This window comes from Bradyrhizobium yuanmingense (genome assembly GCF_025200905.1).
Classification (GTDB): domain Bacteria; phylum Pseudomonadota; class Alphaproteobacteria; order Rhizobiales; family Xanthobacteraceae; genus Bradyrhizobium; species Bradyrhizobium yuanmingense.
Genome location: NZ_CP104173.1, coordinates 4,370,455 through 4,395,320, shown reverse-complemented (window position 1 = coordinate 4,395,320; position 24,866 = coordinate 4,370,455). Strand labels below are relative to the sequence as shown.

The 24,866-nt window shown below is 64.6% G+C and carries 23 protein-coding genes and 1 tRNA gene; 17 read left to right on the top strand and 7 right to left on the bottom strand.

The features are described 5' to 3' along the window. The first annotated feature begins 139 nt into the window (after nucleotides 1-139). The 8 genes from N2605_RS20615 to N2605_RS20580 all read left to right on the top strand — a co-directional run bounded on the left by N2605_RS20615 (nucleotide 140) and on the right by N2605_RS20580 (nucleotide 12,998). A complete protein-coding gene (locus N2605_RS20615) occupies nucleotides 140-3,631 on the top strand; it encodes an indolepyruvate ferredoxin oxidoreductase family protein (protein WP_260342482.1) in 3,492 nt (1,163 codons plus the stop codon). Nucleotides 3,632-4,578: 947 nt separating this feature from the next. Continuing rightward, complete coding sequence (locus tag N2605_RS20610; protein WP_057029662.1) at nucleotides 4,579-5,736, top strand: thiolase domain-containing protein; 1,158 nt, start codon at nucleotides 4,579-4,581, stop codon at nucleotides 5,734-5,736. Beyond that, entirely contained in the window at nucleotides 5,736-6,125 is a 390-nt protein-coding gene (locus N2605_RS20605; RefSeq protein ID WP_036011139.1) for a Zn-ribbon domain-containing OB-fold protein, read from the top strand. Before N2605_RS20610 ends, N2605_RS20605 begins: the two co-directional genes overlap by 1 nt. Nucleotides 6,126-6,325: 200 nt before the next feature. Continuing rightward, complete coding sequence (locus tag N2605_RS20600) at nucleotides 6,326-7,186, top strand: MaoC family dehydratase (RefSeq protein ID WP_260342478.1); 861 nt, start codon at nucleotides 6,326-6,328, stop codon at nucleotides 7,184-7,186. Nucleotides 7,187-7,365: 179 nt separating this feature from the next. Beyond that, nucleotides 7,366-8,244 carry an SDR family oxidoreductase gene (locus tag N2605_RS20595; RefSeq protein WP_057029663.1) on the top strand — a complete coding sequence of 293 codons (879 nt, stop codon included), beginning with the start codon at nucleotides 7,366-7,368 and terminating at the stop codon, nucleotides 8,242-8,244. A gap of 125 nt (nucleotides 8,245-8,369) precedes the next feature. After that, on the top strand, nucleotides 8,370-9,323 hold the full coding sequence (locus tag N2605_RS20590) for a dihydrodipicolinate synthase family protein (RefSeq protein WP_225139885.1): 954 nt from the start codon (nucleotides 8,370-8,372) through the stop codon (nucleotides 9,321-9,323). Nucleotides 9,324-9,327: 4 nt separating this feature from the next. Beyond that, entirely contained in the window at nucleotides 9,328-10,122 is a 795-nt protein-coding gene (locus N2605_RS20585; protein WP_260342475.1) for an NUDIX hydrolase, read from the top strand. A 188-nt stretch (nucleotides 10,123-10,310) separates the two neighbouring features. Further along, complete coding sequence (locus N2605_RS20580; RefSeq protein ID WP_036011152.1) at nucleotides 10,311-12,998, top strand: PAS domain S-box protein; 2,688 nt, start codon at nucleotides 10,311-10,313, stop codon at nucleotides 12,996-12,998. Here N2605_RS20580 and N2605_RS20575 read toward each other — a convergent pair whose 3' ends face one another. Continuing rightward, complete coding sequence (locus tag N2605_RS20575; protein WP_036011154.1) at nucleotides 12,999-13,352, bottom strand: GrlR family regulatory protein; 354 nt, start codon at nucleotides 13,350-13,352, stop codon at nucleotides 12,999-13,001. 254 nt (nucleotides 13,353-13,606) lie between these two features. Between N2605_RS20575 and N2605_RS20570 the strand changes: the two genes are divergently transcribed. Beyond that, complete coding sequence (locus N2605_RS20570; protein WP_036011156.1) at nucleotides 13,607-14,104, top strand: hypothetical protein; 498 nt, start codon at nucleotides 13,607-13,609, stop codon at nucleotides 14,102-14,104. Nucleotides 14,105-14,162: 58 nt separating this feature from the next. Here N2605_RS20570 and N2605_RS20565 read toward each other — a convergent pair whose 3' ends face one another. Beyond that, the gene (locus tag N2605_RS20565) at nucleotides 14,163-14,549 is read right to left on the bottom strand and encodes a VOC family protein (RefSeq protein ID WP_036011159.1); all 387 of its coding nucleotides are present in this window, start codon (nucleotides 14,547-14,549) and stop codon (nucleotides 14,163-14,165) included. 181 nt (nucleotides 14,550-14,730) lie between these two features. On the opposite strand from N2605_RS20565, the gene N2605_RS20560 reads away from it, so the two are divergent. From N2605_RS20560 to N2605_RS20550, 3 genes are all read left to right on the top strand, one after another. Next, entirely contained in the window at nucleotides 14,731-15,303 is a 573-nt protein-coding gene (locus N2605_RS20560; RefSeq protein WP_036011161.1) for a hypothetical protein, read from the top strand. A 161-nt stretch (nucleotides 15,304-15,464) separates the two neighbouring features. Next, entirely contained in the window at nucleotides 15,465-15,983 is a 519-nt protein-coding gene (locus tag N2605_RS20555) for a hypothetical protein (RefSeq protein WP_225113207.1), read from the top strand. Between the two features lie 149 nt (nucleotides 15,984-16,132). After that, nucleotides 16,133-16,209: transfer RNA gene (locus N2605_RS20550), tRNA-Arg, on the top strand. 73 nt (nucleotides 16,210-16,282) lie between these two features. Here N2605_RS20550 and N2605_RS20545 read toward each other — a convergent pair. After that, nucleotides 16,283-17,245 carry an AraC family transcriptional regulator gene (locus tag N2605_RS20545; protein WP_225113206.1) on the bottom strand — a complete coding sequence of 321 codons (963 nt, stop codon included), beginning with the start codon at nucleotides 17,243-17,245 and terminating at the stop codon, nucleotides 16,283-16,285. Nucleotides 17,246-17,570: 325 nt separating this feature from the next. Continuing rightward, nucleotides 17,571-17,855, bottom strand: coding sequence for a hypothetical protein (locus N2605_RS20540; RefSeq protein ID WP_036031624.1), 285 nt, complete (start codon nucleotides 17,853-17,855; stop codon nucleotides 17,571-17,573). Nucleotides 17,856-18,102: 247 nt separating this feature from the next. Here N2605_RS20540 and N2605_RS20535 point away from each other — a divergent pair, with 247 nt between their 5' ends. Together N2605_RS20535 and N2605_RS20530 are read left to right on the top strand one after the other, a co-directional pair. After that, entirely contained in the window at nucleotides 18,103-18,513 is a 411-nt protein-coding gene (locus tag N2605_RS20535; RefSeq protein WP_036031620.1) for a DUF3775 domain-containing protein, read from the top strand. Between the two features lie 38 nt (nucleotides 18,514-18,551). After that, a complete protein-coding gene (locus tag N2605_RS20530) occupies nucleotides 18,552-19,013 on the top strand; it encodes a host attachment protein (protein ID WP_036011176.1) in 462 nt (153 codons plus the stop codon). A 24-nt stretch (nucleotides 19,014-19,037) separates the two neighbouring features. Here N2605_RS20530 and N2605_RS20525 read toward each other — a convergent pair whose 3' ends face one another. Further along, entirely contained in the window at nucleotides 19,038-19,301 is a 264-nt protein-coding gene (locus N2605_RS20525) for a hypothetical protein (RefSeq protein ID WP_225113203.1), read from the bottom strand. A gap of 297 nt (nucleotides 19,302-19,598) precedes the next feature. On the opposite strand from N2605_RS20525, the gene N2605_RS20520 reads away from it, so the two are divergent. Together N2605_RS20520 and N2605_RS20515 are read left to right on the top strand one after the other, a co-directional pair. Then, nucleotides 19,599-20,045 (top strand): hypothetical protein, encoded by a 447-nt coding sequence (locus N2605_RS20520; protein WP_036011182.1) that lies wholly within the window; start codon nucleotides 19,599-19,601, stop codon nucleotides 20,043-20,045. A gap of 99 nt (nucleotides 20,046-20,144) precedes the next feature. Further along, nucleotides 20,145-21,017, top strand: a complete 873-nt coding sequence (locus tag N2605_RS20515) for a DMT family transporter (protein ID WP_225139888.1) — start codon at nucleotides 20,145-20,147, stop codon at nucleotides 21,015-21,017. 116 nt (nucleotides 21,018-21,133) lie between these two features. Here the strand turns inward: N2605_RS20515 and N2605_RS20510 are convergent, their stop codons facing one another. Both N2605_RS20510 and N2605_RS20505 read right to left on the bottom strand, forming a co-directional pair. After that, nucleotides 21,134-21,427 carry a hypothetical protein gene (locus tag N2605_RS20510; protein ID WP_036011186.1) on the bottom strand — a complete coding sequence of 98 codons (294 nt, stop codon included), beginning with the start codon at nucleotides 21,425-21,427 and terminating at the stop codon, nucleotides 21,134-21,136. Nucleotides 21,428-21,493: 66 nt separating this feature from the next. After that, nucleotides 21,494-22,885 (bottom strand): cryptochrome/photolyase family protein, encoded by a 1,392-nt coding sequence (locus N2605_RS20505; RefSeq protein WP_249786497.1) that lies wholly within the window; start codon nucleotides 22,883-22,885, stop codon nucleotides 21,494-21,496. Between the two features lie 158 nt (nucleotides 22,886-23,043). Between N2605_RS20505 and N2605_RS20500 the strand changes: the two genes are divergently transcribed. Beyond that, a complete protein-coding gene (locus N2605_RS20500; RefSeq protein ID WP_260342456.1) occupies nucleotides 23,044-24,774 on the top strand; it encodes a methyl-accepting chemotaxis protein in 1,731 nt (576 codons plus the stop codon). Nucleotides 24,775-24,866 lie beyond the last annotated feature (92 nt).

Sequence of the window (24,866 nt, the reverse complement as noted above, 5' to 3'; positions counted from 1 at the left end):
CTTTGGTCCAGAATTGTGATGCGGAGCATGAAATATCCGACATAGAGTGGCGGAGTTAGTCGGCGCGCCCTAGCTAAAACCAATGGGCAGGCAACGACTTAAGTCAGCAAGACCTGAACAGGGCGCAAGCGAGGACAGCATGGGCATCAACCAGGGTCCGATCAGTCTCGATCAAAAGTACACCCAGCAGACCGGACACGTCTTCACCACGGGCATCCAGGCCCTGGTCCGCTTGCCGATGGCCCAGATCCGGCGCGACCGCGCCAACGGCCTCAACACCGCGGGCTTCATCTCCGGTTATCGCGGCTCGCCGCTCGGCGGCTACGACCAGCAGCTGTTCGCCGCGCGCAAGCATCTCGAGCAGTACAATATCAAGTTCCAACCCGGCGTGAACGAGGACCTCGCCGCGACCGCGGTGTGGGGCTCGCAGCAGCTCAACCTCTCGCCCGGCGCCAAATACGATGGCGTGGTCGGCATCTGGTACGGCAAGGGCCCGGGCGTCGACCGCTGCGGCGACGTGTTCCGTCACGGCAATGCCGCGGGCTCGGCCAAGAACGGCGGCGTGCTGTGCCTTGCCGGCGACGACCACGGCGCGAAATCCTCCACCGTCCCGCATCAGTCCGACCATGCTTTCATGTCGGCACTGATGCCGTATCTCTACCCGTCGAGCATCCACGAGATGATCGAGATGGGCCTGCTCGGCATCGCGATGTCGCGCTATTCCGGCTGCTGGGTCGGCATGAAGGTGATCACGGAGACGGTGGAGACCACCGCCGAGATCGACCTCACCGACGAGATGAAGCCGTTCATCATTCCCACCGATTTCGAGCTGCCACCCGGCGGCCTCAACCTGCGCTGGCCCGACGACCGCTTCGAGCAGGACCGGCGCCTGCAGGACTACAAGGGCTTTGCCGCCATCGCCTTTGCCCGCGCCAATAAGGTCAACCGCGTCACCATGGATTCGCCGACCGCCCGTTTCGGCATCATGGCCTCTGGCAAGAGCTACGAGGACGTTCGTCAGGCGCTGCGCGAGCTCGGCATCACCGAGGAGGTCGCCGCCAAAATCGGCCTTCGTCTCTACAAGATCGGCATGCCCTGGCCGCTCGAGCCCGAAGGCGTGCATGAATTCGCCGTCGGCCTGGAGGAGATCTTCATCGTCGAGGAGCGGCGCGAGATCGTCGAGAACCAGGTCAAGCAGGTGTTGTTCAACTGGCGCGACGATGTGCGCCCGCGCATCGTCGGCAAGATGGACGAGCACGACAAGCGCTTCCTGACCTTCGCCGCCGAGCTCAGCGTCGCCTCGCTCGCGACCTCGCTGACCGAACGCCTGCTTCGACTTGATCTCAACCCCGAAATCGCGGAGATGCTCCGCGCCAAGGCCGACTGGTTCAACGGCCGCCAGGCGACCCAGATGCAGGCGGTCGCCCCTGTCTCCCGAACCCCGTATTTTTGCTCCGGCTGCCCCCACAACACGTCGACGAAAGTCCCCGAAGGCAGCCGCGCGCTTGCCGGCATCGGCTGCCACTTCATGGCGCTGTGGATGGACCGCTCGACCGAGACGTTCACGCATATGGGCGGCGAGGGCGTGCCCTGGGTCGGCATCGCGCCCTTCACCAACGAGAACCACATCTTCGCCAATCTCGGCGACGGCACCTACTTCCACTCCGGCATTCTCGCCATCCGCCAGGCGATCGCCTCCAAGGCCAACATCACCTACAAGATCCTCTACAACGATGCGGTAGCCATGACCGGCGGCCAGCGTCATGACGGCGATCTCTCGCCGCAGCAGATCACCCAGCAGCTTTACGCCGAAGGCATCCGCGAGCTCTATCTGGTCTCGGAAAACCCCGACGCTTACCCGGCCGATACCATCGCGCCCGGCGTGAAGAAGTATCACCGCGACGAGCTCGACAACGTCATGAAGATGTGCCGCGAGTTCAAGGGCACCTCGGCGATCGTCTTCGTGCAGACCTGCGCCGCCGAGAAGCGCCGTCGCCGCAAGCGCGGCCTGATGGAGGACCCGGCGCGCCGCGTCATGATCAATCCGACCGTCTGCGAAGGCTGCGGCGATTGCTCGGTGCAGTCGAACTGCATCTCGGTCGAGCCGCTGGAGACCGAGTTCGGCCGCAAGCGCGCTATCAACCAGTCATCCTGCAACAAGGACTATTCCTGCCTGAAAGGATTCTGTCCGTCCTTCGTCACCATCGACGGCGGCGCGCCGCGCCACCGTGCACCAGCCGAGCTCGCCGAAATCGGCGCGCTGCCCGAGCCGGCCTCGCGCCCGACGCTCGACAAGCCCTATAACATCGCCGTCGGCGGCGTCGGCGGCACCGGCGTGCTCACCATCGGCGCGCTGCTCGGCATGGCCGCCCATATCGAGGGCAAGGCCTCGATGATCCTGGATATGTCGGGCCTCGCGCAAAAGGGCGGGGCGGTGCTCAGCCATGTGCGGCTATCAGATCATCCGGCCGAGGTGACCTGCTCGCGCATCGTCACCGGCACGGCCGATCTCGTGCTCGCCGCCGACGAAGTCGTCGCAGTCGCCAAGGACACGATCACCCTTTGTGACACCAGCCGCACCCACGGCATCATCAACAGCCACGTCATTCCCACTGCCGATTTCATCCTCAACCGCGATTTCAATTTCCAGACCCGCAAGCTGAACGGGCTCCTGGAAACGGCGCTGCACAAGGATTCGGTGTTCTTCGACTTCACCAAGCCTGCCGAGCAGCTGCTCGGCGATGCCATCGCCACCAACATGATGATGATGGGCTATGCCTATCAGAAGGGTCTGTTGCCGCTCTCCGCGGAAGCGATCGAGCAGGCGATCGAGGTCAATGGCGTCTCGATCAAGATGAACAAGGAAGCCTTCCGCCTCGGCCGCCTCGCAGTCGCCGACCCCAAGCGCCTTGCCGACATGCTGAAGGGCGGGGACGAAGTGGTCGCGCCGAAGGCGCTGGATGCCATGACGCTGGACGAGGTCGTCGAGCACCGCGCCAAGCATCTGACCGCCTACCAGAACGCTCGTCTCGCCAGGCGCTATCGCAAGCTGGTCGACCAGGTCCGCGACGCCGCGGCGAAGGGCGGCTATGGCGATGCGCTGCCGCGCGCGGTCGCCGTGAATTATGCAAAGCTCCTGGCCTACAAGGACGAATACGAAGTGGCGCGCCTCTACACCGACGGCGCCTTCGAGCAGCAGCTCCGCGACCAGTTCGAGGGCGACTTCAAGTTCAACTTCAATCTCGCGCCGCCGATCCTCAGCAGCGGTGTCGATGCACTTGGGCGCCCGAAGAAGCGCGCCTTCGGCCCGTGGATGCTGAAGGTCTTCCGAGTGCTGGCCAAGTTCAAGTTCCTGCGCGGCACGCCGTTCGACATCTTCGGCCGCAGCGCCGACCGCAAGCTCGAGCGCGATCTCATCGCCAGCTACGAGAAGGACGTCGCCACCGTGCTCGGCCTGTTGTCGCCGCTCACGATTGACACCGCGGTCGAGCTGCTCTCACTGCCCGACCGCATCCGCGGCTACGGCCCCGTGAAGGAGAAGGCCGTACACGACGCCAAGGCCCGCTACGCCCAGCTCGCCGCGGATTTGGCCAACCCGCCGCCGGCGCCCCGGCAGATCGCGGCGGAGTAGGCGTAGTAGCCCGGATGGAGCGCAGCGTAATCCGGGACGAGTGCCTCCGCGGGTGACGGCCCCGGATTGCGCTGCGCTCCATCCGGGCTACGACACCATCCGTTGCGTTGCCCGCCGGGCAAAACACCCAAGCCATGGTCAATCCGCGCGCGCAAAAACATTCCGCTTTACCGAAATTCGGAATTATCGTATCTCTCCGCCACCTCATCCCTCTCAGAGGGGCGTATCGCGATCGTCACGAAACGCGGGGTGAGCGGCGGTGGACGCGGGCTGCGTCGCGCGAGTCTTTCGCGCGCACGACGGGCGCGGTCTCGCGTACGGCAAAATCGTGTGGTCCTGACGCCCGGGGTCTGTGCGTCAAGTCGTGCGGGTCTCTCTCGCAAGGCGACGGGGGCAATAGTGCATCGCTCCCCGGGGAGAGCGCGACATAAGCCGTAAAGCCACTGCGCAGGGAAGGCCGGATGTTGGGCTTCACCTGTATGCCGCTGTGCATCTGTTTTTCGCGCAATTCGCGCACAGCGGACCGTGGGTGCCCAGCCGGCACCCGGTCTTCCCTGCGCCCTCTGTCTTCGGAGGGAGCAAGACGGGAGCAAAACTCGGGCGAGATGTGCCGCGAGGATGCGGGCGTGTGTCTGCGAGCGAGTCTTGAGTTGAAGCAGCGCCATCAGTGGCAACAAACTCCGTCATTGCGAGCGTAGCGAAGCAATCCAGAATTCCTCAATGGAGGGGGCTCTGGATTGCTTCGTCGCAAGGGCTCCTCGCAATGACGACGCGGCGGGCAGGTTCGCTTGCTATCTGGGGCGGATTTTCGGATGTGCTCCCCTTGCGCCAATCCGCTACCCTCTCGCGGGGCGGAATATTTCCGCGCTTGCCAATCAGCCCGGTGCGGTTCAGAAAAAAGAGCCAAAAAAAGAGCCACGAACGAGACGCGAGCGGAGACTGAAGTTTTGACCATCAAGGGCAAGGCCTACATTGCCGGGATCTACGAACACCCGACCCGGCATGCGCCGGACAAATCCACCGCCCAGCTCCACGCCGAGGTCGCCAAGGGCGCGATCGAGGATGCCGGGATCAGCAAGGATGATATCGACGGCTATTTCTGTGCGGGCGACGCGCCCGGCGGCGCCTGGCCGATGGTCGATTATCTCGGCCTGAACACCAAGAAGCTTCGCCACATTGATTCCACCGAGACCGGTGGTTGCTCCTACATCATCCATCTCGGCCATGCCGCCGAGGCGATCGCCGCGGGCAAATGCTCGATCGCGCTCGTGACGCTCGCCGGCAAGCCGCGCACCGGCGCGATGCCGCCGCGCGCAGCCGGCGCCGAGGTCGATTTCGAAACCGCTTACGGGGCGACAACGCACAATGCCTATGGCATGTGTGCCATGCGCCATATGCACGACTACGGTACCACCAGCGAGCAACTCGCCTGGATCAAGGTCGCGGCCTCGCATCACGCGCAATACAATCCGCATGCGATGCTCAAGGACGTCGTCACCGTCGAGGACGTCCTGAACTCGCCGATGATCTCCGATCCCCTGCATCGCATGGATTGCTGCGTCGTCTCCGACGGCGGCGGCGCGCTGATCGTGACGACGCCCGAGATCGCCAAGAGCCTGAAGAAGCCGCTGGTGCGCCTGATCGGCCATGGCGAGGCTATGAAGGGCCCGCGCGGCGGCAAGGATCTCGATCTCACGTACTCCGCCGGCGTCTGGTCCGGCCCGCGTGCGTTCGAGGAAGCCGGCATCACGCCGAAGGACATCAAATACGCCTCGATCTATGACAGCTTCACCATCACCGTGCTGATGCAGCTCGAAGACCTCGGTTTCTGCAAGAAGGGCGAGGGCGGCAAGTTCGTCGCCGACGGCAACCTGATCTCGGGCGTCGGCAAGCTGCCGTTCAACACCGATGGTGGCGGCCTCTGCAGCAACCACCCCGTCAACCGCGGCGGCATGACCAAGATCCTCGAGGCCGTCAGGCAGCTGCGCGGCGAGGCGCATCCGAAGGTGCAGGTCAAGAACTGCGATCTCGCCATCGCCCACGGCACCGGCGGCCTGCTCGGCGTCCGCCACGCCGCCTCGACCGCCATTCTGGAGCGCGTGTGATGAGCGAAGTGAAAAAGTATCCGGCCCCGGTGACGAATCCCGAGACATCAGCGTTCTGGGACGCCGCGAAAGAGGGCAAGTTCATGATCAAGCGCTGCACCGCCTGCGGCGAAGCGCATTACTTCCCGCGCTCGATCTGCCCGTTCTGCTACTCCGACAAGACGGTGTGGGAGCAGGCCTCGGGCGAGGGCACGATCTACACCTACAGCTTGATGCGGAAATCGCCGACCGGCCCTTACGCCATCGGCTACGTCACGCTGAAGGAGGGGCCGTCGGTGCAGACCAACTTCGTCGACTGCGATCTCGAGAAGCTCAAGATCGGCCAGAAGGTGAAGGTGGTGTTCAAGCCGACCGACGGCGCCCCGCTGCCGTTCTTCACGGTGGCTTGATTGCTTTCTTCCTTCCCCCCCCCTTGCGGGGGAAGGTGGCGCGAAGCGCCGGATGAGGGGTTCTCTCCACGGAGAGAATCTTCAACGTGGAAGCAACCCCTCACCCAAACGCGTATGTGGCCGGCACCTCGGAGCCCTCTCCCGCAAGGGGAGAGGGCGCATCAGTAAGCGCCGGTGAAATCCCGGGAGAAACCAGAAGAATGTCCGCCAGATACGAAGAGCTCAAAGGCCTGAAAAATCTCGGCCAGAAATACGCCTACACCGATCGCGAGGTCATGCTCTACGCCTACGGCATCGGCCTCGGCGCCGATCCCATGGACGAGAACGAGCTCGCCTTCGTCAACGAGGGCACGTTCACGCCGCGGCCGCTGAAGGTGGTGCCGACCTTTGCTTCAGTCGCGGCCTGGGGCTCGGGCCCGGGCGAGATGAATCTCAACCGCGTCATGGTGGTCGACGGCGAACGGGACATCACCTTCCACCAGCCGCTGCCGGTCGCCGCCAACATCACCGCCGACTCCTCGGTGCTCGAAGTCTACGACAAGGGCAAGGACAAGGGCGTGGTCATCGTTCACCAGACCGTGCTGAAGAACGAGAAGGGCGAGAAGCTGGCAACGCTGGTCGCCTCGCGCTTTGCCCGCGGCGATGGCGGCTTCGGCGGGCCGAACCTGACCCAGCCCGATCCGCACAAGATCCCATCGCGCGAGCCGGACAAGACCATCGACATCACCACGCGCCCCGACCAGGCGCTGGTCTATCGCCTCTGCGGCGACCGCAACCCGCTGCACTCCGATCCCGAGTTCGCCAAGAAAGCCGGCTTCCCGCGTCCGATCCTGCACGGCATGTGCACCTACGGCATCACCTGCCGCGGCGTGCTCCAGACCTATGCCGACTACGATGCGAGCGCCTTCCGTCAGCACGTCGCGCGGTTCTCCTCGCCGGTCTATCCCGGCGAGACCGTGACCATGGACCTCTGGAAGGACGGCAACGTGATCGCGTTCGAAGCCAAGGTGAAGTCGCGCGGGGTGACGGTGATCAAGAACGGCAAGACGGTGCTGGGTTAGTGGGCACCGGCGTTTCACTCCCTCGCCCCGCTTGCGGGGAGAGGGTGGGGTGAGGGGCTCTCACCACGAGTCGGGCCGGTATTGAGACCTGTACCCCCTCACCCGGATCGCAAGAGCGATCCGACCTCTCCCCGCAGGCGGGGAGAGGTTAGAAAGAAAACAAACAGGGAGACGCCACCATGGGACTACTCGACGGCAAGGTCGCGCTGATCACCGGCGCGGGCGGTGGGCTCGGTGAGGCCTATGCAAAGCTGTTTGCGCGGGAGGGGGCCTCGGTCGTGGTCAACGATCTCGGCGGTCCCCGCGACGGCTCCGGCGCCGACAAGTCCATGGCGCAGCAGGTCGTGGACGCGATCAGGGCCCAGGGCGGCAAGGCGGTCGCGAACGGTGCCGACATCTCCACCATGGAAGGCGGCCAGTCGGTGTTCGACGACGCCATCAAGCATTTCGGCCGGGCCGACATCCTGGTCAACAATGCCGGCATTTTGCGCGACCAGACCTTTCACAAGGCCAGCGAGGCCGACTGGGACAAGGTCATCAAGGTCCATCTGAAGGGTACCTTTTGTTGCACCATGCCGGTGTTTCGCTGGATGCGGGAAAACGGCGGCGGCGTCATCGTCAACACCTCCTCGACGTCAGGGCTGATCGGCAATTTCGGCCAGACCAATTACGGCGCGGCCAAGGGCGGCATCTGGGGCCTGTCCAACGTGCTCGCGATCGAGGGCCGCAAGTACAACATCCGGATCTGGACGCTGGCCCCGGGCGCCCTGACCCGCATGACCGCAGACCTGCCCCGCTATAAGGAGAACCCCGGCGCCGCGCTCGGGCCGGACGGCATCGCGCCGGCCGTGCTATACATGGTCAGCGACTTGTCGGGCGACCAGACCGGCAAGGTGCTGGGCGTGTCCGGGCCCCGCGGCGTGCGCGAGATGCGGATGATGGAAATGGAAGGCTGGAAGCCGCCGCACTCGGGCTGGAACGCCCAGGACATTGTCGATCATGCCAAGGAGATCTTCTTCTCCGAGGAGCAGATCAAGATGGGGGCACGGCGGTTTTAGAAGGCCGTCATCTCGGGGCACGCGAAGCGTGAGCCCGGGATCCATACTCCGGATCGTGGTTATGGATTCCGGGCTCGCGACTGCGTCGCGCCCCGGAATGACAGATTAGAGAAAGACGAGGACCGATGAAACTCACCGCCGACGCCAAGGGCACTTTCGCAATCGCGCCGACGCCGTTCCACGACGACGGCCGGATCGACGAGCGCTCGATCGACCGCCTGACCGATTTCTACGAGGAGGTCGGCTGCGACGGCGTCACGGTGCTGGGCATTCTTGGTGAAGCCCCCAAGCTTGATGCCGTCGAGGCCGAGCAGGTCGCGGTGCGCTACGTCAAGCGCGCCAAGAAGATGCAGGTGATCGTCGGCGTCTCCGCGCCGGGCTTTGCCACCATGCGTTCGCTGGCCAAGGCTTCGATGGATGCGGGCGCGGCCGGCGTCATGATCGCGCCGCCGCCCTCGCTTCGCACCGACGACCAGATCATCGGCTATTTCAAGCAGGCGGCGGAAGCCATCGGCCCTGATGTGCCCTGGGTGCTGCAGGACTATCCGCTGACCTTGCAGGTGGTGTTCACCCCCGCCGTGATCCGCAAGATCGTCATGGACAATCCGAACTGCGTGATGCTCAAGCACGAGGACTGGCCGGGCCTGGAGAAGATCTCGACACTACGCGGCTTCCAGAAGGACGGCTCGCTCCGTCCGCTCTCGATCCTCTGCGGCAATGGCGGCACCTTCCTGGACTTCGAGATGGAGCGCGGCGCCGACGGCGCCATGACCGGCTACGCCTTCCCGGAGCTCCTGATCGACGTCGTGGACCTCTCCAAGGCCGGCAAGCGCGACGCTGCGCATGACATCTTCGACGCGCATCTGCCGCTGATCCGTTACGAGCAGCAGCCCGGCGTCGGCCTCACCGTGCGCAAATACGTGCTGCAGAAGCGCGGCATCATCGCCTCCAGCGCGCAGCGCAAGCCCGGTGCGACGATGACGGCGACGGCGAAGGCCGAGGTCGACTATCTCTTGTCGCGGGTCGCCCGTTTCGACAAGCGCGCCAATCTCGGCCCGCAATCCAGCGCCGCAGGCTAGTTGCATGGCCGAGACATCAGCATCACGCCCGGCCTCGACGATCCTCCTGCTGCGCGACGGCGCTAAGGAAATCGAAGTCTTCATGATGGTCCGCCATCATCAGATCGAGTTCAACTCGGGCGCGCTGGTGTTTCCCGGTGGCAGCGTCGATGCCGGCGACAACGAGATCGTCGCCCGCGCCGACCTCTATTCGGGCGGCAAAAGCCTCAGCGAAGCGGACCGCGGCTTCCGGATCGCCGCGATCCGCGAGACCTTCGAGGAGAGCGGGATCCTGCTGGCGCGGTCGAAGGACACGGGTACGCCAATCGATGCCGGGCGAGCAGGGGAGATCGCCGACAAGCATCGCGTTGCGCTGAACGAGCACAAGATCAGCTTCCTCAGCATTCTCGCCGACAACAATCTCCAGCTCGCGCTCGACACGCTCGTGCCCTATGCGCACTGGATCACGCCCGAGGGCATGCCGAAGCGGTTCGACACCTGGTTCTTCCTGGCCGCGGCACCGCCCGACCAGCTCGGTGCCCATGACGGACGGGAATCCACCGATTCGATCTGGGTGTCGCCGCGCGAGGCGGTGGAGGGCGGGGAGAGCGGCCGTTTCAAGCTGCCGTTCCCGACCACACGCAACCTGATCCGGCTCGCCAAGCAGGGAAGCGTGAGCGCGGCGCTGGAGCACGCCCGCGGCCTCTCGATCGTTACGGTGATGCCGGTGATGACCAAAACCGAAACCGGCCGTCAGCTCCGCATCCCCAGCGAGGCCGGCTATGACGGCGAGGTGTTCGAGGTCGGGGCCGTCGGCTAGTACACTTCGACACGCAACGAAGTATCGACGAATCCCGGGCCGCAGGGGCAGCCATCGTCAAACTGTCGTAAAGCTGAAGCGGGCGCCAAGTCCCGATATTAACGATATTCCGCGTCCCGAGGCATGTTCCCCCCGGGCAGCATTACGTCGTATATTGGACCTCCAGCAGTCCGGTCCTCAAACCACCAATGTCCGCCGAATTGAAGCCGTCCCCTGAGAAAAGGCGAACTTTCTCGCTCTCCATCGGCCAGCTCACCTTCGGTAGCTTCCTGTTGGTGCTGGCGGTGATCATTGTCACCTCGACTGCGAGCGTGATTGCGATCCGGCACATCGATTCGACCTTCGCCGAGCTGCAGCGGCTGCAGAGCGTCGGTGACCTCGCCGAGGACATCGATCGCCGCATGAACGAACTGCGTCTTGCCGCGCGCGACTTCGTCACAGATCCCGGTGCCGGCATCCAGTTCCAGCAGGTCGGCGAGGCGGCCTCGACGCTCAGCGACATCCTGAAGAAGACCCGCATCGAGCTCGCGCCCGAGCAGCAGGACATGCTCGACGGGGTCACCGAGCGGCTCGCAACCTATCGCTCCGGCCTCGAGCGGATCTCCACGCTGATCGACCGCCGCGCCCAGCTGCTCGCCGGACTGCCGCCGCTGCGCGAACAATTCGACGCAGCGGTTGAAGGCACCGCGGACCGCGAGCTGGCGTCCCGCCTGTCCGAGGCACAGGGCCGGATCGCGATCGGGCTGCTCGCGCGCAACCCGTCCGCAGCCGAGCAGGCTGCACAGGGAATGCGGGGGCTCGATATTGCCGATGCCAAGCTGAAGTCGGCGGTGAACGACTATGCCGAGGCGATCATGGCCGTCGCCGTCCGCGAGCGGCAGATCGCCGACATCGATCGCGAGGTGCTGGGAACGGAAGGACGGCTGATCGGCCGCGTCACCGAATTGCTGCGCGAGGTCAGCTCCCGACGCGGTCACGTGCTGTCGCGCGACTTCGCCCGGACACTGACCGAGGCGCGATGGCAGAGCATCGTGCTCGGCACGGTCGGCGTGCTGATCGGCATCGGCGCTGCCTGGTTCGTGGTTCGCAGGACGGTGCGTCCGCTCGCCCAGATCGCGCGATCCATTCGCGCGCTTGCCGCCGGCCGGAAAGATGTCTCAATTCCGTCCGCCGACCTCGGCAACGAGATCGGCGACATTGCGCGGGCGGCCGAAGTGTTTCGCCGCGCGCTGGAGGAGGCCGACACCGCGCGCGAGGCGGCGGTGCGCGCGCTCACCGAGCAGCGGCTCGCCGAGGAGAGCTATCGAAAACTGTTCGAAGGCTCCATCGACGGCATCTACGTGACGACCCCGGCCGGTGACCTCCTCAACGCCAATCCCGCGCTGGCGCGCATGATGGGCTACGACAGCCCGCAGCAGCTGATCGACAGCATCAGCGACATCGCCCACACGATCTACGTCCACCCCGAGGCGCGCGCCGAATACCAGCGGTTGATGGCGCGCGACGGCATGGTGCGCGAGTTCGAGTATCAGGTGCGCCAGCGCAGCGGCGACATCCTCTGGCTCTCCGACAGCGCCACGGGCGTGCGAGACGAAGCGGGCAACATCATCCGCTACGAGGGCACGCTGCGCGACATCACCGACCAGAAGCGGGCGGAGGAAGCCATCGCCGAAGGCCGGCGCCTGCTCCAGCAGGTCATCGACACCGTGCCGGCGGTGATCAACGTCAAGGATCGCAATCTGCGCTACGTGCTGATGAACCGCTACATGGCCGGCATCTTCGGCATCGAGCCCGGCGAGGCGCTCGGCCGCACCACGGCCGACCTGATGTCGCGCTACGGCGCATCCAAGTCGGACGAGAGCGACAAGCGGGTGCTCAAGCTTCGAAAAGGTCTCGGTTTCTACGAGGAGGAGTATCAGGACGCCTCCGGCAACATGCGGCAATGGCTGGTCAACAAGTTGCCGCTGCTCGACGCCGAGGGCGAGATCGAGCGGATCGTGACCGTTGCGCTCGATATCGGCGAGCGCAAGCGCGGCGAGCAGGAGATGCGCAAGGCCAAGGAAGCCGCCGAAACCGCGCTGCGCAATCTCCGCGAGACCCAGGCCTCCCTGATCGAGGCCGAGAAGCTGGCCGCGCTCGGGCGCCTCGTCGCCGGCGTCGCCCACGAGGTCAACAATCCCGTCGGCATCAGTCTCACCGTCGCCTCCGCGCTGGAGCGCAAGACCGCCATGTTCACCGCCGAAGTCGAGCGCGGCGAGCTGCGCCGCTCCACGCTCAACGACTTCCTCAGCACCAGCCGCGATGCGTCCTCGCAGCTCGTCTCCAATCTCAACCGCGCCGCCGAGCTGATCCAGTCGTTCAAGCAGGTCGCCGCCGACCGCAATTATTCGGATCAGCGTACTTTCGATCTCGGTGACCTCACCGAGCAGGTGGTGATGAGCCTGCGGCCGGGCCTGCGTAAGCACAATCTGACGCTCAACGTCGAGTGTCAGCCGGACCTGACCATGAACAGCTATCCCGGCCCGTACGGCCAGGTGCTGACCAATCTGTTTCTGAACTCGGTGGCGCACGCCTTCCCGGACGGCCGGCCCGGGACGATCGAGATCCAGGTGCGCGAGTCCGGCAAGGACAACGTCGAGATCATCTTCTCCGACAATGGCTGCGGCATGTCGCTCGACGTCCGTCGCCGCGCCTTCGATCCGTTTTTCACCACGCGGCGCGACCAAGGCGGCACCGGCCTCGGGCTGCACATCGTCTACAGCATCGTCACCAACCGGCTCGGTGGCCGGCTCGATCTCGATTCCGAACCGGGTGGCGGTACGCGCATCCAGATGATCCTGCCGCGTGTGGCGCCGCTCGAACAGGCCGCGGAATAGCTAATCGACGTCTGCAAGCTTGTGCAGCGTCGCGCCGAAGATCTGGCTGGCCTTGCCGACCAGCGCGGTGCCGGTCATCTGTCCGCGCGTGTCCGTGAACGTGCCGGTGACGCCGATGCCGACAGGGGCAGGGCCGCCGAACAGCGGATTGTCATCGCCTCGAGGCGAGGTGTGCCGTTGCACCAGCACCTCGCCCTTGAAGCTGTTGTTGTCCTTCACCGTGTAGCTGCCGGTGTAATACAGGTAGGCATCGCCGCCGAGAATCTTGCCGTCGCGGAAGAGAATCACGCCGCTGCCCTTGCCGACTCGACCATCGAGCAGGGTGACGTGAATTGAATAGAGGCCGTTTTTCATAACGTCCCGTAGGCCGGCCGCCATCGCCCAATGGCGCAACCGGTCCCGCTTTTATGCCAAAGCCCATCCCTGCGCGCAACGAGGCAGTTTGCCGGCCGGTCGCGGCGGCTGCGAGCCGTCGTTGTTCCGGTTTGTCCATGACACCGTCGTGACGCTCTGATGGTGAGGCGAGGCCCGACGTTGCGAATCAGAGTTGGCCCGCGAAATGCATAACCATTGTTGCACTGGCCGCGGGGTGCTGGAGCAAGACGAACGTGACCAACTGGATCGATTCCGGCGGCGATGAGCCGCGTCTGTACGGTGCGCGTCCCACGAATTGCAAAAGCGAACAACGGCGGATTGGCGATGCGATACGCCGGGCAAACCTCACGAGGCTGGCGCCCGCGTTGGCTTTGATCGCGCTCGCAGCCCCCTCGGGGCACGCGCGCGACCGCGGGCAGTTCGCCAACACCAATCCCGAATTGAAGGCTTGGTTCGACAGTCTGCGCAGCGGCGAGGGGCCCTGCTGTTCCGATGCCGACGGTTCGGCGCTCTCGGACTCCGACTGGGACAGCAAGGACGGGCATTATCGCGTCCGCGTCCCGCGCTATGGCTATGCGCTCGATGGCCAGCAGCAGGAGCTCGTCTGGGTCGACGTGCCCGCGGAGGCCGTGATCTCGGAGCCGAACCGGGTGGGACGCACCATGGTCTGGCCGATCTACGGCTACATGGGTGTCACCATCCGCTGCTTTATGCCCGGTAGCATGACTTAGCCTTCGGGCGTGACGTCGTCGCCGGCTCGGTGCCTGGACGGCGGGGCGCCCCGTCGCGTCAGGTATATTTCTTGTCGCGCTCGAGCAGCTCGATCGAGATGCCTTCGGGCCCGCGGATGAAGCAGATGCGTACGCCGGGACGAATGGTCGTCGGCTCGCGCGTGAACGTGACACCCTTGGCCTTGATCTCGGCGGCGACCGCGTCGATGTCCTTCACCGTCAAGCCGAAATGGTCGAGGCCCTGATGCGGGTGCGGAGGTGGCGGGCTGACGGCGCTGTCGCCCTCGAGTGGCGCGATGAAGATCCTGGCTCCGCCGAGGTTCACGTCGATTCGTCCCGGCGCGCGCACGATCTCGCCACCAAGGATGTCCTGCAGCCAGGCCGCGGTGGCCTCCGGATCGGGGCTGCGCAGATGGACGTGATCCCAAGCGACGGCGAACGGCATTTCATAATCTCCCAACGGGTCTTTTCGATGCTATGGCGCATGCTAGCAGTATCGCCGGTGGCCACCACCGCCGTTGCCGACTCGCATGACGTTGGGGGAACCTTAGTTCGTCGCCCGAATTAAGGTAAGCTGTGACTAAATCCATCTTCGATGGTGCTGCGGTCGCGATCGGTGTGCAACCATGAATGCGAGGCTCGACCGACTCGGATTGGGGCGCTTGGCCGGCACCGGCGAACGACTGGCGCGGGCGGTGACGATTGCGAGCGTCTCATTTGGCCGAAGCCTTCTATGGCTGCTGGCGGCAATCATCGTCGGTTGCGGCATTTGGATGCTGCTACCTCTCTCCAAGGGCAACAGTGCTGAGCCGGTGAGGCCTGAGCTGGCGGCTGTTGAAGCGCCTCCCTCCGGCGATGCGTCCAAAGTAGCCTCGCCAGTGTCCGAAGCTCAGGTGCCGGCGACAGCAGAACTTGGTCGTCTCAGGATTTCATCACAGACCTGGCGTCGCGGCGGCCTCGGCTCCAAAGCCCTGGTGACGTTCACGCTGCGAAACGACAACGACTATGCCGTAAAGGATGTCGAGATCGTCTGCGCCTTCACGCGGCGCGATGGAAGTCATCTGACCGACCGCAGCCGCGTGCTGGCGGATCCGGTCAGCATGAAGAGCCGCAAGACCTTTGTGCGTATCCCGATCGGCTTCGTTAACGTGAATGCCGATCAGGCAAAATGTTCCCCGGTTGCAGCACGCCGTGCTTGAAGGCGACTTGTCCCGGTAGCTGAAAAGTTACCTTCTGCGGTCCTTGGCCGAAAACTATGCATCACCATTTGAACCGAACGGCTGGGCCAGGAACCAATTGGAAGATCGCCTGTTGAGGCGAGCAGAGCCCACGCGGGGATGCGGGGGGCGGAGCGCGGCCAATGCCCATCTTTAGGTATTTCATCTTTGTCGGTGGAGCTTTGCTCACACTGCTGTTCGCGGCGGATTTCGTTTTCCCGGCGACGCCCGTAGCGCAGGCCGTCGCGACCGCAAGCAACGACCAGCCGCTGATCCGAATCCGGTCCGACCGCCATCTGCCTGAGCGCGTCGTCCTCGACACCAGCCAGCCGACGATTGTCGCACCCGCGGTTCAGACTGCCGCAGTTGCGGCTCCCCAGCCACCGGTACAGGAGAGCCTGTCGCCGGCTTTGGCCGAGATGTCTGCCAAGACGCGGGTGCGCGAGACCTTCGCCCAGTTCACGCCAGAGCCGAGGGCCGGGACCGCCGCAGCGAGGAAGTCCGACGCGGGCCAGCCCCAGACGTTCCAGGCCCAAGCGTCTCCTGTCCAGGCTCAGCCCAAGCGTAAGATCGTCAGGACGCAACCGGCGCATCAGCCGGGCCGCCCCATGATGCTGGTCGCTCAGCAGCCGCATTTCGGCCTCTTCAACACGACCTGGTAACAGCGCCTTCGGCTGCCTCGATCGAGGTGGGAAGGGCTTTTTATTGGCCGGCCTCTCTGCTAATTCGAACCAATCCGACCGCCGTCGGGTGTACTGGCTCCTCGCCAGTGCCGGCCGGCGGATCTCGGTGGCCCGCTACTCGGGCCAGGGCGCTCGTAGCTCAGCTGGATAGAGCATCGGATTTCGATTCCGAGGGTCGGAGGTTCGAATCCTTCCGAGCGCGCCAGTCCTCTTTGTTCCATATATGTTCTAAAGCGGCGAGGATGCCGGGTCACCGCCGCGAGGGCCTGCGGCGTCCATCAGCCTGCCGGGACACCGCTTTGCCGGCCGCGTGCCAGCGTGTCGGAGGGCGCCTCGTGGAAGATCGCGCGGTAGGCTGCGGCAAATTCGCCGAGATGATGGAAGCCTTGGGCACGTGCGCAGGTGGCCACGGTGACGCCACCCTTGAGGAGGCGGGCGCGGGTCGCCCACAGCCTCTTCAGGCGAATGTACTGGTGCAGGCTCATGCCCCGCACCTTGCTGACGGCGCCGCCGAGCGTACGGATCGAGACGTCGAACTCGCGGGCGAGATCGGCTGTATAGATCGGCGCGGTCGGATAGGTAGCGACGTAGTCGTCGATGCGCTGCACGAGCTTGATCGCCCGCTCGCTGTGGACCGAGGTGCTCCGATCCGACGTCGAATCGATTCGAAACAAATCGTCGAGCGCGAGCAGCAGGCCTTCCTGCAGATGGGCCGCAACCTCGGTCGTCTCGAACAGGTCTGGCTGCACTGACGCGGTGCGCAGGATGTCGAGCAGGAGCTGTCGGGTGTGGAGCAGGGCGGGCCGGTTCGCGACATGGGCGCGCAAATGGTCGGCGCGGTCGAACCAGCCCCGGTCTCTCAGCTCGGGGGAGAAGATGATCATGGCGTGATGATTGGTCCGGGGCTCGACGAAATGGCACTCATCGTTGCCGTGGAGGGCAGCGAAGAAGCGGGCGTCGAGATCCACACCTTTGAAGTTGACCTGAAGATCGTCGCTCATCGACAGGATCACCATCCCGCTCGACATGCGATAAGCGGTATCTAGGATCCGCGCGAACGATCTCATCACGATGATGCGGCACGCCGGCAGGGAGACGATGGCTCGGGCCGCCGCGAAGTTCGGGATGTCGAGCGGAATGCTCCTCGCATCCTCCATCGTCTCAATCGGCCGAAACGCATCGACATCGGAGAAGCCGATCAGTTGAAGGGCAGAGGAGGGAGCGAGGTCGTCGAACAACATGATTCTGGCCGGCCGCTGAAATGAGACAATCAAAGGAACATCGCTGCATCATCAATGGCGAAGCATCGAGTTTCAGTAAACCGAATTTCAGGGCCGTAGTATTGCGGACATCATGCCATGAGGTACGTTGGCTCATCGCCGTTCCTCAACGCTCTGCACCTTCATGTTGACAGCACCGAAACACGATCGGTTAAATCGTCATAAGTGACCTTTTCGGCTGATCTCATCTTTGATCTAGATCAAACATGAACGGCTTGGGGCCAGTGATCCACTGCGCAAGACATGATCTCGCAAAAGCGAAGGGGCCCGAAGGCCCCTTCAAACGTCACCAGCGGCGATAGCCGTAGTACCCATAATGGCGCGGCCCGTAATAGCGCGGCGGCCCATAGTACCGCGGGCCGTAATAATATGGCCGCGGCCTGTAGTAGTAGCCATAATAGTTCGGCCGCCACCAGCACCGTCCCCAGGCGTCGCAGACCATGCGGACCTGCTCGACGCCGGAGACCTGCGGTGTCGCAGGTGCAGGCGCGATGGGCATGGCGGATGCCGTCGACGATGCAACGAGGGCGCCGAACAGGAACGCGGCCAATCGGCCAGTCGTGAGGTTCATGATGTCTTCCTTCGCTTACGCGATGCAGGATATCGAGGTTGTTCTGATCAAATTGTGGCCGAACCGAAATGTAATACAGATGAACAGGCGAGCTGACCCTTACGTCACGGCTCGGCAGCGGGCCGTAGGCCGGGCAGGCCGTGTCGTGACTTGAGCTTGATCCTGCGCAATTCGCAAGTTTGCCTTGGCTCTTACTGTCGCCGTCATGGCAGCGGCGTGGTGCCTGCTGCCGGGCAAGGTGAGCTGAATGCGAGTCATTCCAGATCTGTCGATCTCGCCGGAGAAGGTGTTCTTCGTCATCTCGAAATCGCGCCGGTCCGACAGCGAAGCGGGAGGGGGTGGCGTCATCCTGGACTTCGGCGACGACGACATGAGCTACGGCCGCGGTGGGCGCGGCGAAAGCACCGACCGTGCCGAGCTCGCGGGCTTCATCCGCGCTCTCAATGTTGACGAGCAGATCGATCTCGTGGCGCTGACCTGGCTTGGCCGCGGCGACGGTGATCTCTCCGATTGGCGTCAACTGCGCGCCCAGGCCGCCCAGGCGCACAACCAGCGTACCGCCTCATACCTGATCGGTACGCCAATGCTCGCCGACTATCTGGAGGAGGCGATGACGCAATTCGGCAAGTCCTTCGAGGAATTCGAAGAACAGCTCTGATGCCGGATGCGGCGTCTGCAAGTGAAGGAGAAGTTGCGATGGACAAGATGAGAATGGACAAGGGTGACTGGCTGGTCGTGTGCGACGGGCGCAAGGCGCTCATTCTGGAAAACCTCGGCGACGAGATGTTTCCGAACCTCCACACCAGGGAGGTGCACGAGCAGCCCAATCCCGCGACCGCCGCTCAGGGGGCCGACGCGCCGGGCCGGTTGCATGGCGCGGTCGGCGGCGCACGCAGCTCGGTCGAGCAGACCGATTGGCACGACGAGGCCGAGCGCGCCTTTCTGCGGAGCCTAGCCGGCCGGCTCGATGCCGCCGTCAGCTCCGGTGAGACGACGGCCCTGACCATGGTGGCCTCGCCACGTGCGCTCGGCATGATCCGCGCCGACTATTCGGACGGGCTGCGCAAGGCGCTTCAGGGGGAGGTCGGCAAGGACCTCGTCAAGCTGCCGGTCTACGAGATCGAGAAGCAATTGCTGCGGTCGGGCGCCGCCAAATAGAGGAGCCGCAGCGGCCGCGGCGCCTCAGTAGCAGGGGTGCCGCCGGCCGTCCTGACCAATATAAGCGGCCGCGCTGCGGTAGCAGTGGTTGGTCGCCGGGCCGTCATAGTAGGCGAAGGTGCCGGGGGTGATACCCGGGCCGTAATTGTGCAGGTAGCTGATCGGGTAGGGCAGCGGGCTCGCGTAGGAGCGGTGGTACCGGTGGCGGCCGTTCGCCTCCGCGAGGGCGGGGGCCAGGACCGCAGCCGTCAAGGCCGCAACCGCGGCGACACGCGTCAACTTGCTCATCTCGATTCTCCGGAACCCGCTCGAATGGGTCAGCCTGTTATAGCAATTTCGAGCGGCCAAGCATCGCTCCGGAGGCCAGAAATCAAGGCCAATCCCGCAGATTTCCGGGTGGGTGTGACAGAATTGCCGGACATGCGGCCAAAGCTGCCCATTTTTGGCCTTTTCGGGATGCTTAACGAATTCCCCACACAAGTATGACCAAAGACTATTCGGTTCAGAATTCTTCCGCCGGCCCGGGGGCATTTGCCGGCCCCTCGAGTCCGGTACATTCCTGAAGGCCTTCGCCGTCATCTCGCCATGCGCATCACGCTTCCGAGTCTGCTGTTGCTCTGCCTCGCCGCCGCCACGCCGGCGCGCGCCGAGCTGCACATCACGCGCGACCACGGCGGCTATGTCGAGGAGTACAAGGCCAAGTACAAGCGGGTGCGCGAAAAGGGCGAGCGGGTCATCATCGACGGCATCTGCAATTCGGCCTGCACGCTCGTGCTCGGCATCGTGCCGATGAACAAGATCTGCGTGACGCCGCGCGCGAGCCTCGGCTTCCACCAGGCCTATTACGACAAGGCGTTCACCTTCGGCATCAAGGTCACCAGCGCTGAGGGTACCTCCGATCTCATGTCCTACTACCCCGACACGGTGAAGGACTGGATTCGCCGCAATGGCGGGCTCACCACGGACATGAAGAAGATCAAGAACGGGGTCGAGCTCTGGAAGATCGTCAATCCCTGCCCGGACGAATGGTGAGCGGCTGAGACGGACCGCGATCCTCCGTCGCAGCGCAGCATATCGTCACCACGAAATTCGCATTGCCGCATGGCCGAGGGTCGGGCAATGAGGGCGGCAATGAATCATAATCAAGAAGCCCTGGCCGCCCGCGCCGCGCCGATCCTGTTCGTGCTGCTCTGGAGCACCGGATTCATCGGCACCAAATACGTCGTCAACAATGCCGATCCCTTGACCTATCTCGCCATCCGCATGGCGATCGTGGTCGGGCTGATGGCAATCATCGCGGGAATCGCCCGGCCGAAATGGCCTGATAGCGCCGGCATCGCGCACAGCGCCGTCGCCGGCATCCTCGTCCACGGCTTCTATCTCGGCGGCACCGCGATTGCGATCGCGCATTCGATTCCGGCCGGCCTGTCGGCGCTGATTCCAGGTCTGCAGCCGATCCTGACCTCGACCATCGCCAATCGCTGGCTCGGCGAACGGGTCACGCCGCTGCAATGGGCCGGGCTCGTGCTCGGCCTCGGGGGGGTGGTGCTGATCCTGCACAACCGTCCGATGACCGGCGAAGCCGGGCTCGGCTGGCTCGCCTCGGTGGTCTCGCTGGTCAGCATCACGCTCGGCACGCTCTATCAGCGCCGCTATTGCAATCACATCGACTGGCGCGCCGGCAATCTCGTACAGTACGTGGCGGTCACCATCTTCTTCGCGGTCGGCGCCTTCCTGTTCGAGGATCGCGTGGTGCACTGGACACGGGAGTTTGTGCTTGCGCTCGCCTGGCTCGCGGTCGCGCTCTCGATCGGATCGATCGGGCTGTTGTACTGGCTGATCCGCCACGCCGCGGCGACCTCGGTCGCGAGCCTGTTCTATTTGGTTCCGGCCGTCACGGCCCTGATGGCCTATCTGCTGTTCGGAGAAAAGCTGGATGCGATTGCCATTGCTGGCATGGCGCTCTGCGCCGCGGCGGTCTTTGTGGTCAATTGGCGGTCCTGACGGCACGCAGTTCGGCTCGCCGGAAACGCGGAAGTGCTTCAACGCCGAGCAAGCGGCGAGGATAGATGCGGGCTGTCTCCGGGCGCGCCCGCACCCGGAGACGTCTTCCGGTGCGATCAGCGCTTGGCCTTCTTGGCCTTCTTCTTCGACTTGCCGGCTTTCTTGGTCGCCTTTTTCGCAGACTTTTTCGCGGCCTTCTTGGACGACTTCTTTGCGGCCTTCTTCGTCGTCTTCTTCGCAGCCTTCTTGGCTTTCTTCTTGGCCGCCTTCTTCGGCGCTACTTTCTTCGCGACCTTCTTGGCGGCTTTCTTCACCTGCTTGACTGCGGTGACTGCCGCGTCCTTGGTCGTTTCCACGGCAGTGGTGATCGTCTCCATCGCCTGTTCGGTGATCGGTTTCTCGTCGTCCATATCGTCCCCCACGGTTTGCATGGAGCGATGACGATAGCGGGTTTCGAAATCGTGTCAAAGCGACGCTCAACCTTTGCGGATCTTTGCGTAGGCGGCGAGCGCGCGTTCGCGTGCCCTGGCATGATCGACGATCGGCTGCGGATAGGTCTTGCCGATCGTGATGCCCGCGCTCGCAAGCTCGATCGGCGTTGCCTGCCAGGGCCGGTGGATCAGCTTGGCGGGCAGGGCCTTCAGCTCCGGAACCCAGCGTCGAACATAGGCTCCATCAGGATCGAACTTCTCGCCCTGAAGCTGCGGATTGAACACGCGGAAATAGGGCGCAGCGTCCGCGCCGCAGCCGGCGACCCATTGCCAGTTGGCAGGATTGCTGCCGGCGTCCGCGTCGACCAGCGTGTCCCAGAACCAGGCCTCCCCCTCGCGCCAGTCGATCAGGAGGTGCTTGACCAGGAAGGAGGCCACCACCATCCGCACCCGGTTGTGCATCACGCCGGTGTGCCAGAGCTCGCGCAGGCCGGCATCGACGATGGGGTATCCGGTGCGCCCGCGCTGCCAGGCGGTGAGCGCTTCTTTGTCGGGCTGCCAAGGGAAGGCATCGAAGTTCGTCTGCAGGTTTTCGGCGGCAAGGTTGGGGTGATCGTGGAGGAGGTGGCGGCAGAATTCGCGCCAGCCGAGCTCGCTCAACAATTTTTCGACGCCTTGCCCGCGTGCCGGATCTTCCGCCGCGGCAAACCGGGCGGCGTGCCAGACCTGACGGGGGCTGATCTCGCCGAAGCGCAGATGCGGCGACAGCCGTGAGGTCCCGTCTCGGTCCGGACGGTCACGATCGCCGGAATACGTTCGAACAATGTGCTTGAGGAAGTCGCGCAGGCGCAGATGGGCGGAGGCGGCACCGGGGCTCCATGCCTCGCGCAGGCCGCCCGCCCAATCGGGCGTGGTCGGCTCGAGCTTCCAGCTCTCCAGTCCATCGCTCGCGATGCTCGGTGCAGGGCGCAGCTGCTTCGGCGCGGGCAGGGGCTTTGGCGGGTCGCCGAGGGCCAGTACGCGGCGCCAGAACGGGGTGAACACGCGCAGGCCCCGGCCGTCCTTGGTGCGGATCGCCGCGGGCGGGACCAGCAAGTCGCCCGGAAAGCTTTGCGCGTGCATGCCGAGCTTCGCAAGGGCCGCTTGGAGCTGTCGCTCAACCGCCTGATGAGGCGCCTGCGCGATCTCGTTCCAGTAGACGGCGCGGGCACCGCTCTGTCGCACCACCTCAGGGATCACCTTGGCCGCCGGTCCTCTGCGCAGGACGAGCGAGCCGCCGCGCGCGGCGATCTCGGCTCCGAGCGCCCGCAGCGACTGCGCCAGCCACCAGCGTGCCGCGCCGCCCGGCGCTCGCCCCGCCGCCTCGTCCAGTACGTAGAGGCAAAGCACCGGCGCTCCGGACTTGGCGGCGGCGTGGAGGGCGGGGTGGTCGGACAGGCGGAGATCGTCGCGAAACCAGACGATGACGGGCGGGGTCAGGGAAGGCCTCGTTTACCAATTGGAAACCGTACGGCGTGCGGCGGTGGGAACCCGTCGTTAATGCGGCTGTAAGTCAATTGCACCAATATGCAGGAATTACGGGGGTCATTCCATCCATGTCCAATCTTCTAACGGCGAAGTTCCTGCCGCGGTTTAAGCTCGGCACCAAAGCGGTCCTGTGCGCGGTGCTGCTGATCGCAATGAACACGGCGCTCGTGGTCGGCGCCGGCTATTGGTCACTGACATCCGCCTTCAACGACCGCGCCCTGCGCGACATCGAGGTCAATCTGCGCACGCTGGGGCTGGCCTTTGCGGAGACCGTTCCCGAAGCCAAGATCACGATCCGAGACGGCGCGGTGGTCCGCGCCGAGATCCCCAAAATGCCCGACTTCAGGGATCACGCCATCGTCGACCGGGCGGTGTCCTATGTCGGCGGCAACGCGACCCTGTTCGTGTTCGACGCGGCGAGCGGACAGTTCATCCGCCGCTCGACCAACGTGAAAAAGGAAAACGGCGACCGCGCCGTCGGGACCCAGCTGGCCGCCGATCATCCGGGGCAGGCCCCGCTGCGCCGTGGCGAGGCCTATAAGGGGCCGGCCACGCTGTTCGGCAAGACGTTCATGACCGCCTATTTCCCGATCGCCGATGGCACCGGCAAGGTCGCCGGCATTCTCTATGTCGGCATCCCCATGGTGCAGTTCGAGGGCATGCTGTCCCAGGCGATGGAGAGCATGGCGGCCGCTGCCGGGCTTGCCGCGCTTCTGGTGCTGGTCCTGACCCTGCTGGTCGTCCGGCGCATCACCCGGCCCCTGACCTCGGTGACGCATTCGCTCACCGCGCTTGCCAACGGTCAGAGCGACGTCGCGATCGAATGCGAGGACCGTGCCGACGAGATCGGCGAAATCGCCCGCACGGTCGCGGTGTTCAAGAGCAACTCGCAGGAACGGGCGCGCCTGCGCACTGAGCAGGCAGTGGCAACCGCTGCCGCAGCCGAGCAGCGCAAGGCCGAGCTGCGCAACTTCGTCGAGGGGTTCCGCGGCAGCGTCGGCGGCATTCTCGACAAAGTGCTGGCATCGTCCGGCGAGTTCGAGCGCGCCGCGCGACAACTCACCGACGCCGCGCGCTCCACGGCCGATCTGTCGGCGCAGTCGGCAGGAGCATCCGAAAGCGCCTCCGAGCATGTGCGTTCGGCGGCGTCCGCTTCCGACGAGCTGTCTCAATCCATCTCCGAGATCACCCGCCGGGTGCAGGAATCGAACGAGATCTCCGCCGAGGCGGTGCGGCAGGCCGAAGCGACGGACCAGCGCATCGCGCAGCTCTCGGAGGCCGGCTCGCGCATCGGCGACGTCGTCAAGCTGATCACCTCGATCGCCGAGCAGACCAATCTGCTGGCGCTGAATGCGACGATCGAGGCTGCACGCGCGGGCGATGCCGGCCGCGGCTTCGCGGTGGTGGCTCAGGAGGTCAAGACGCTCGCCGGCCAGACCGCGAAGGCGACCGACGAGATCTCGAACCAGATCGAGAGCATGCAGCTTGCGACCGAGGAATCGGTCGCAGCCATCAAGGCGATCAGCCAGACCATCGAGCGCATCAGCGGCATCGCAGGCTCGATCTCGGCGGCGGTCGAGCAACAGAAAAGCGCGACGCACAACATCGTGGCCAGCGTGCGCGCCGCGGTGTCAGGCACGGCCGATGTCGCGGTCAATGTCCGTCACGCCGCCAAGGGCGCCAGCGAGACGGGCGAAACGTCGAGCCGGATGTTTGCTTCCGCCCAGGCGCTGTCGGGCGAGAGCCTGCATCTGAAGGCCGAGGTCGAGAGCTTCCTCGACCGCGTGCACGCGGCGTGATTCTGGGTCTTCATCCCGGGATGGTCCTAAGGACCAGCCCCGGGATCTCGAGATCCCGGGTTCGATGCTGACGCATCGCCCCGGGATGACTT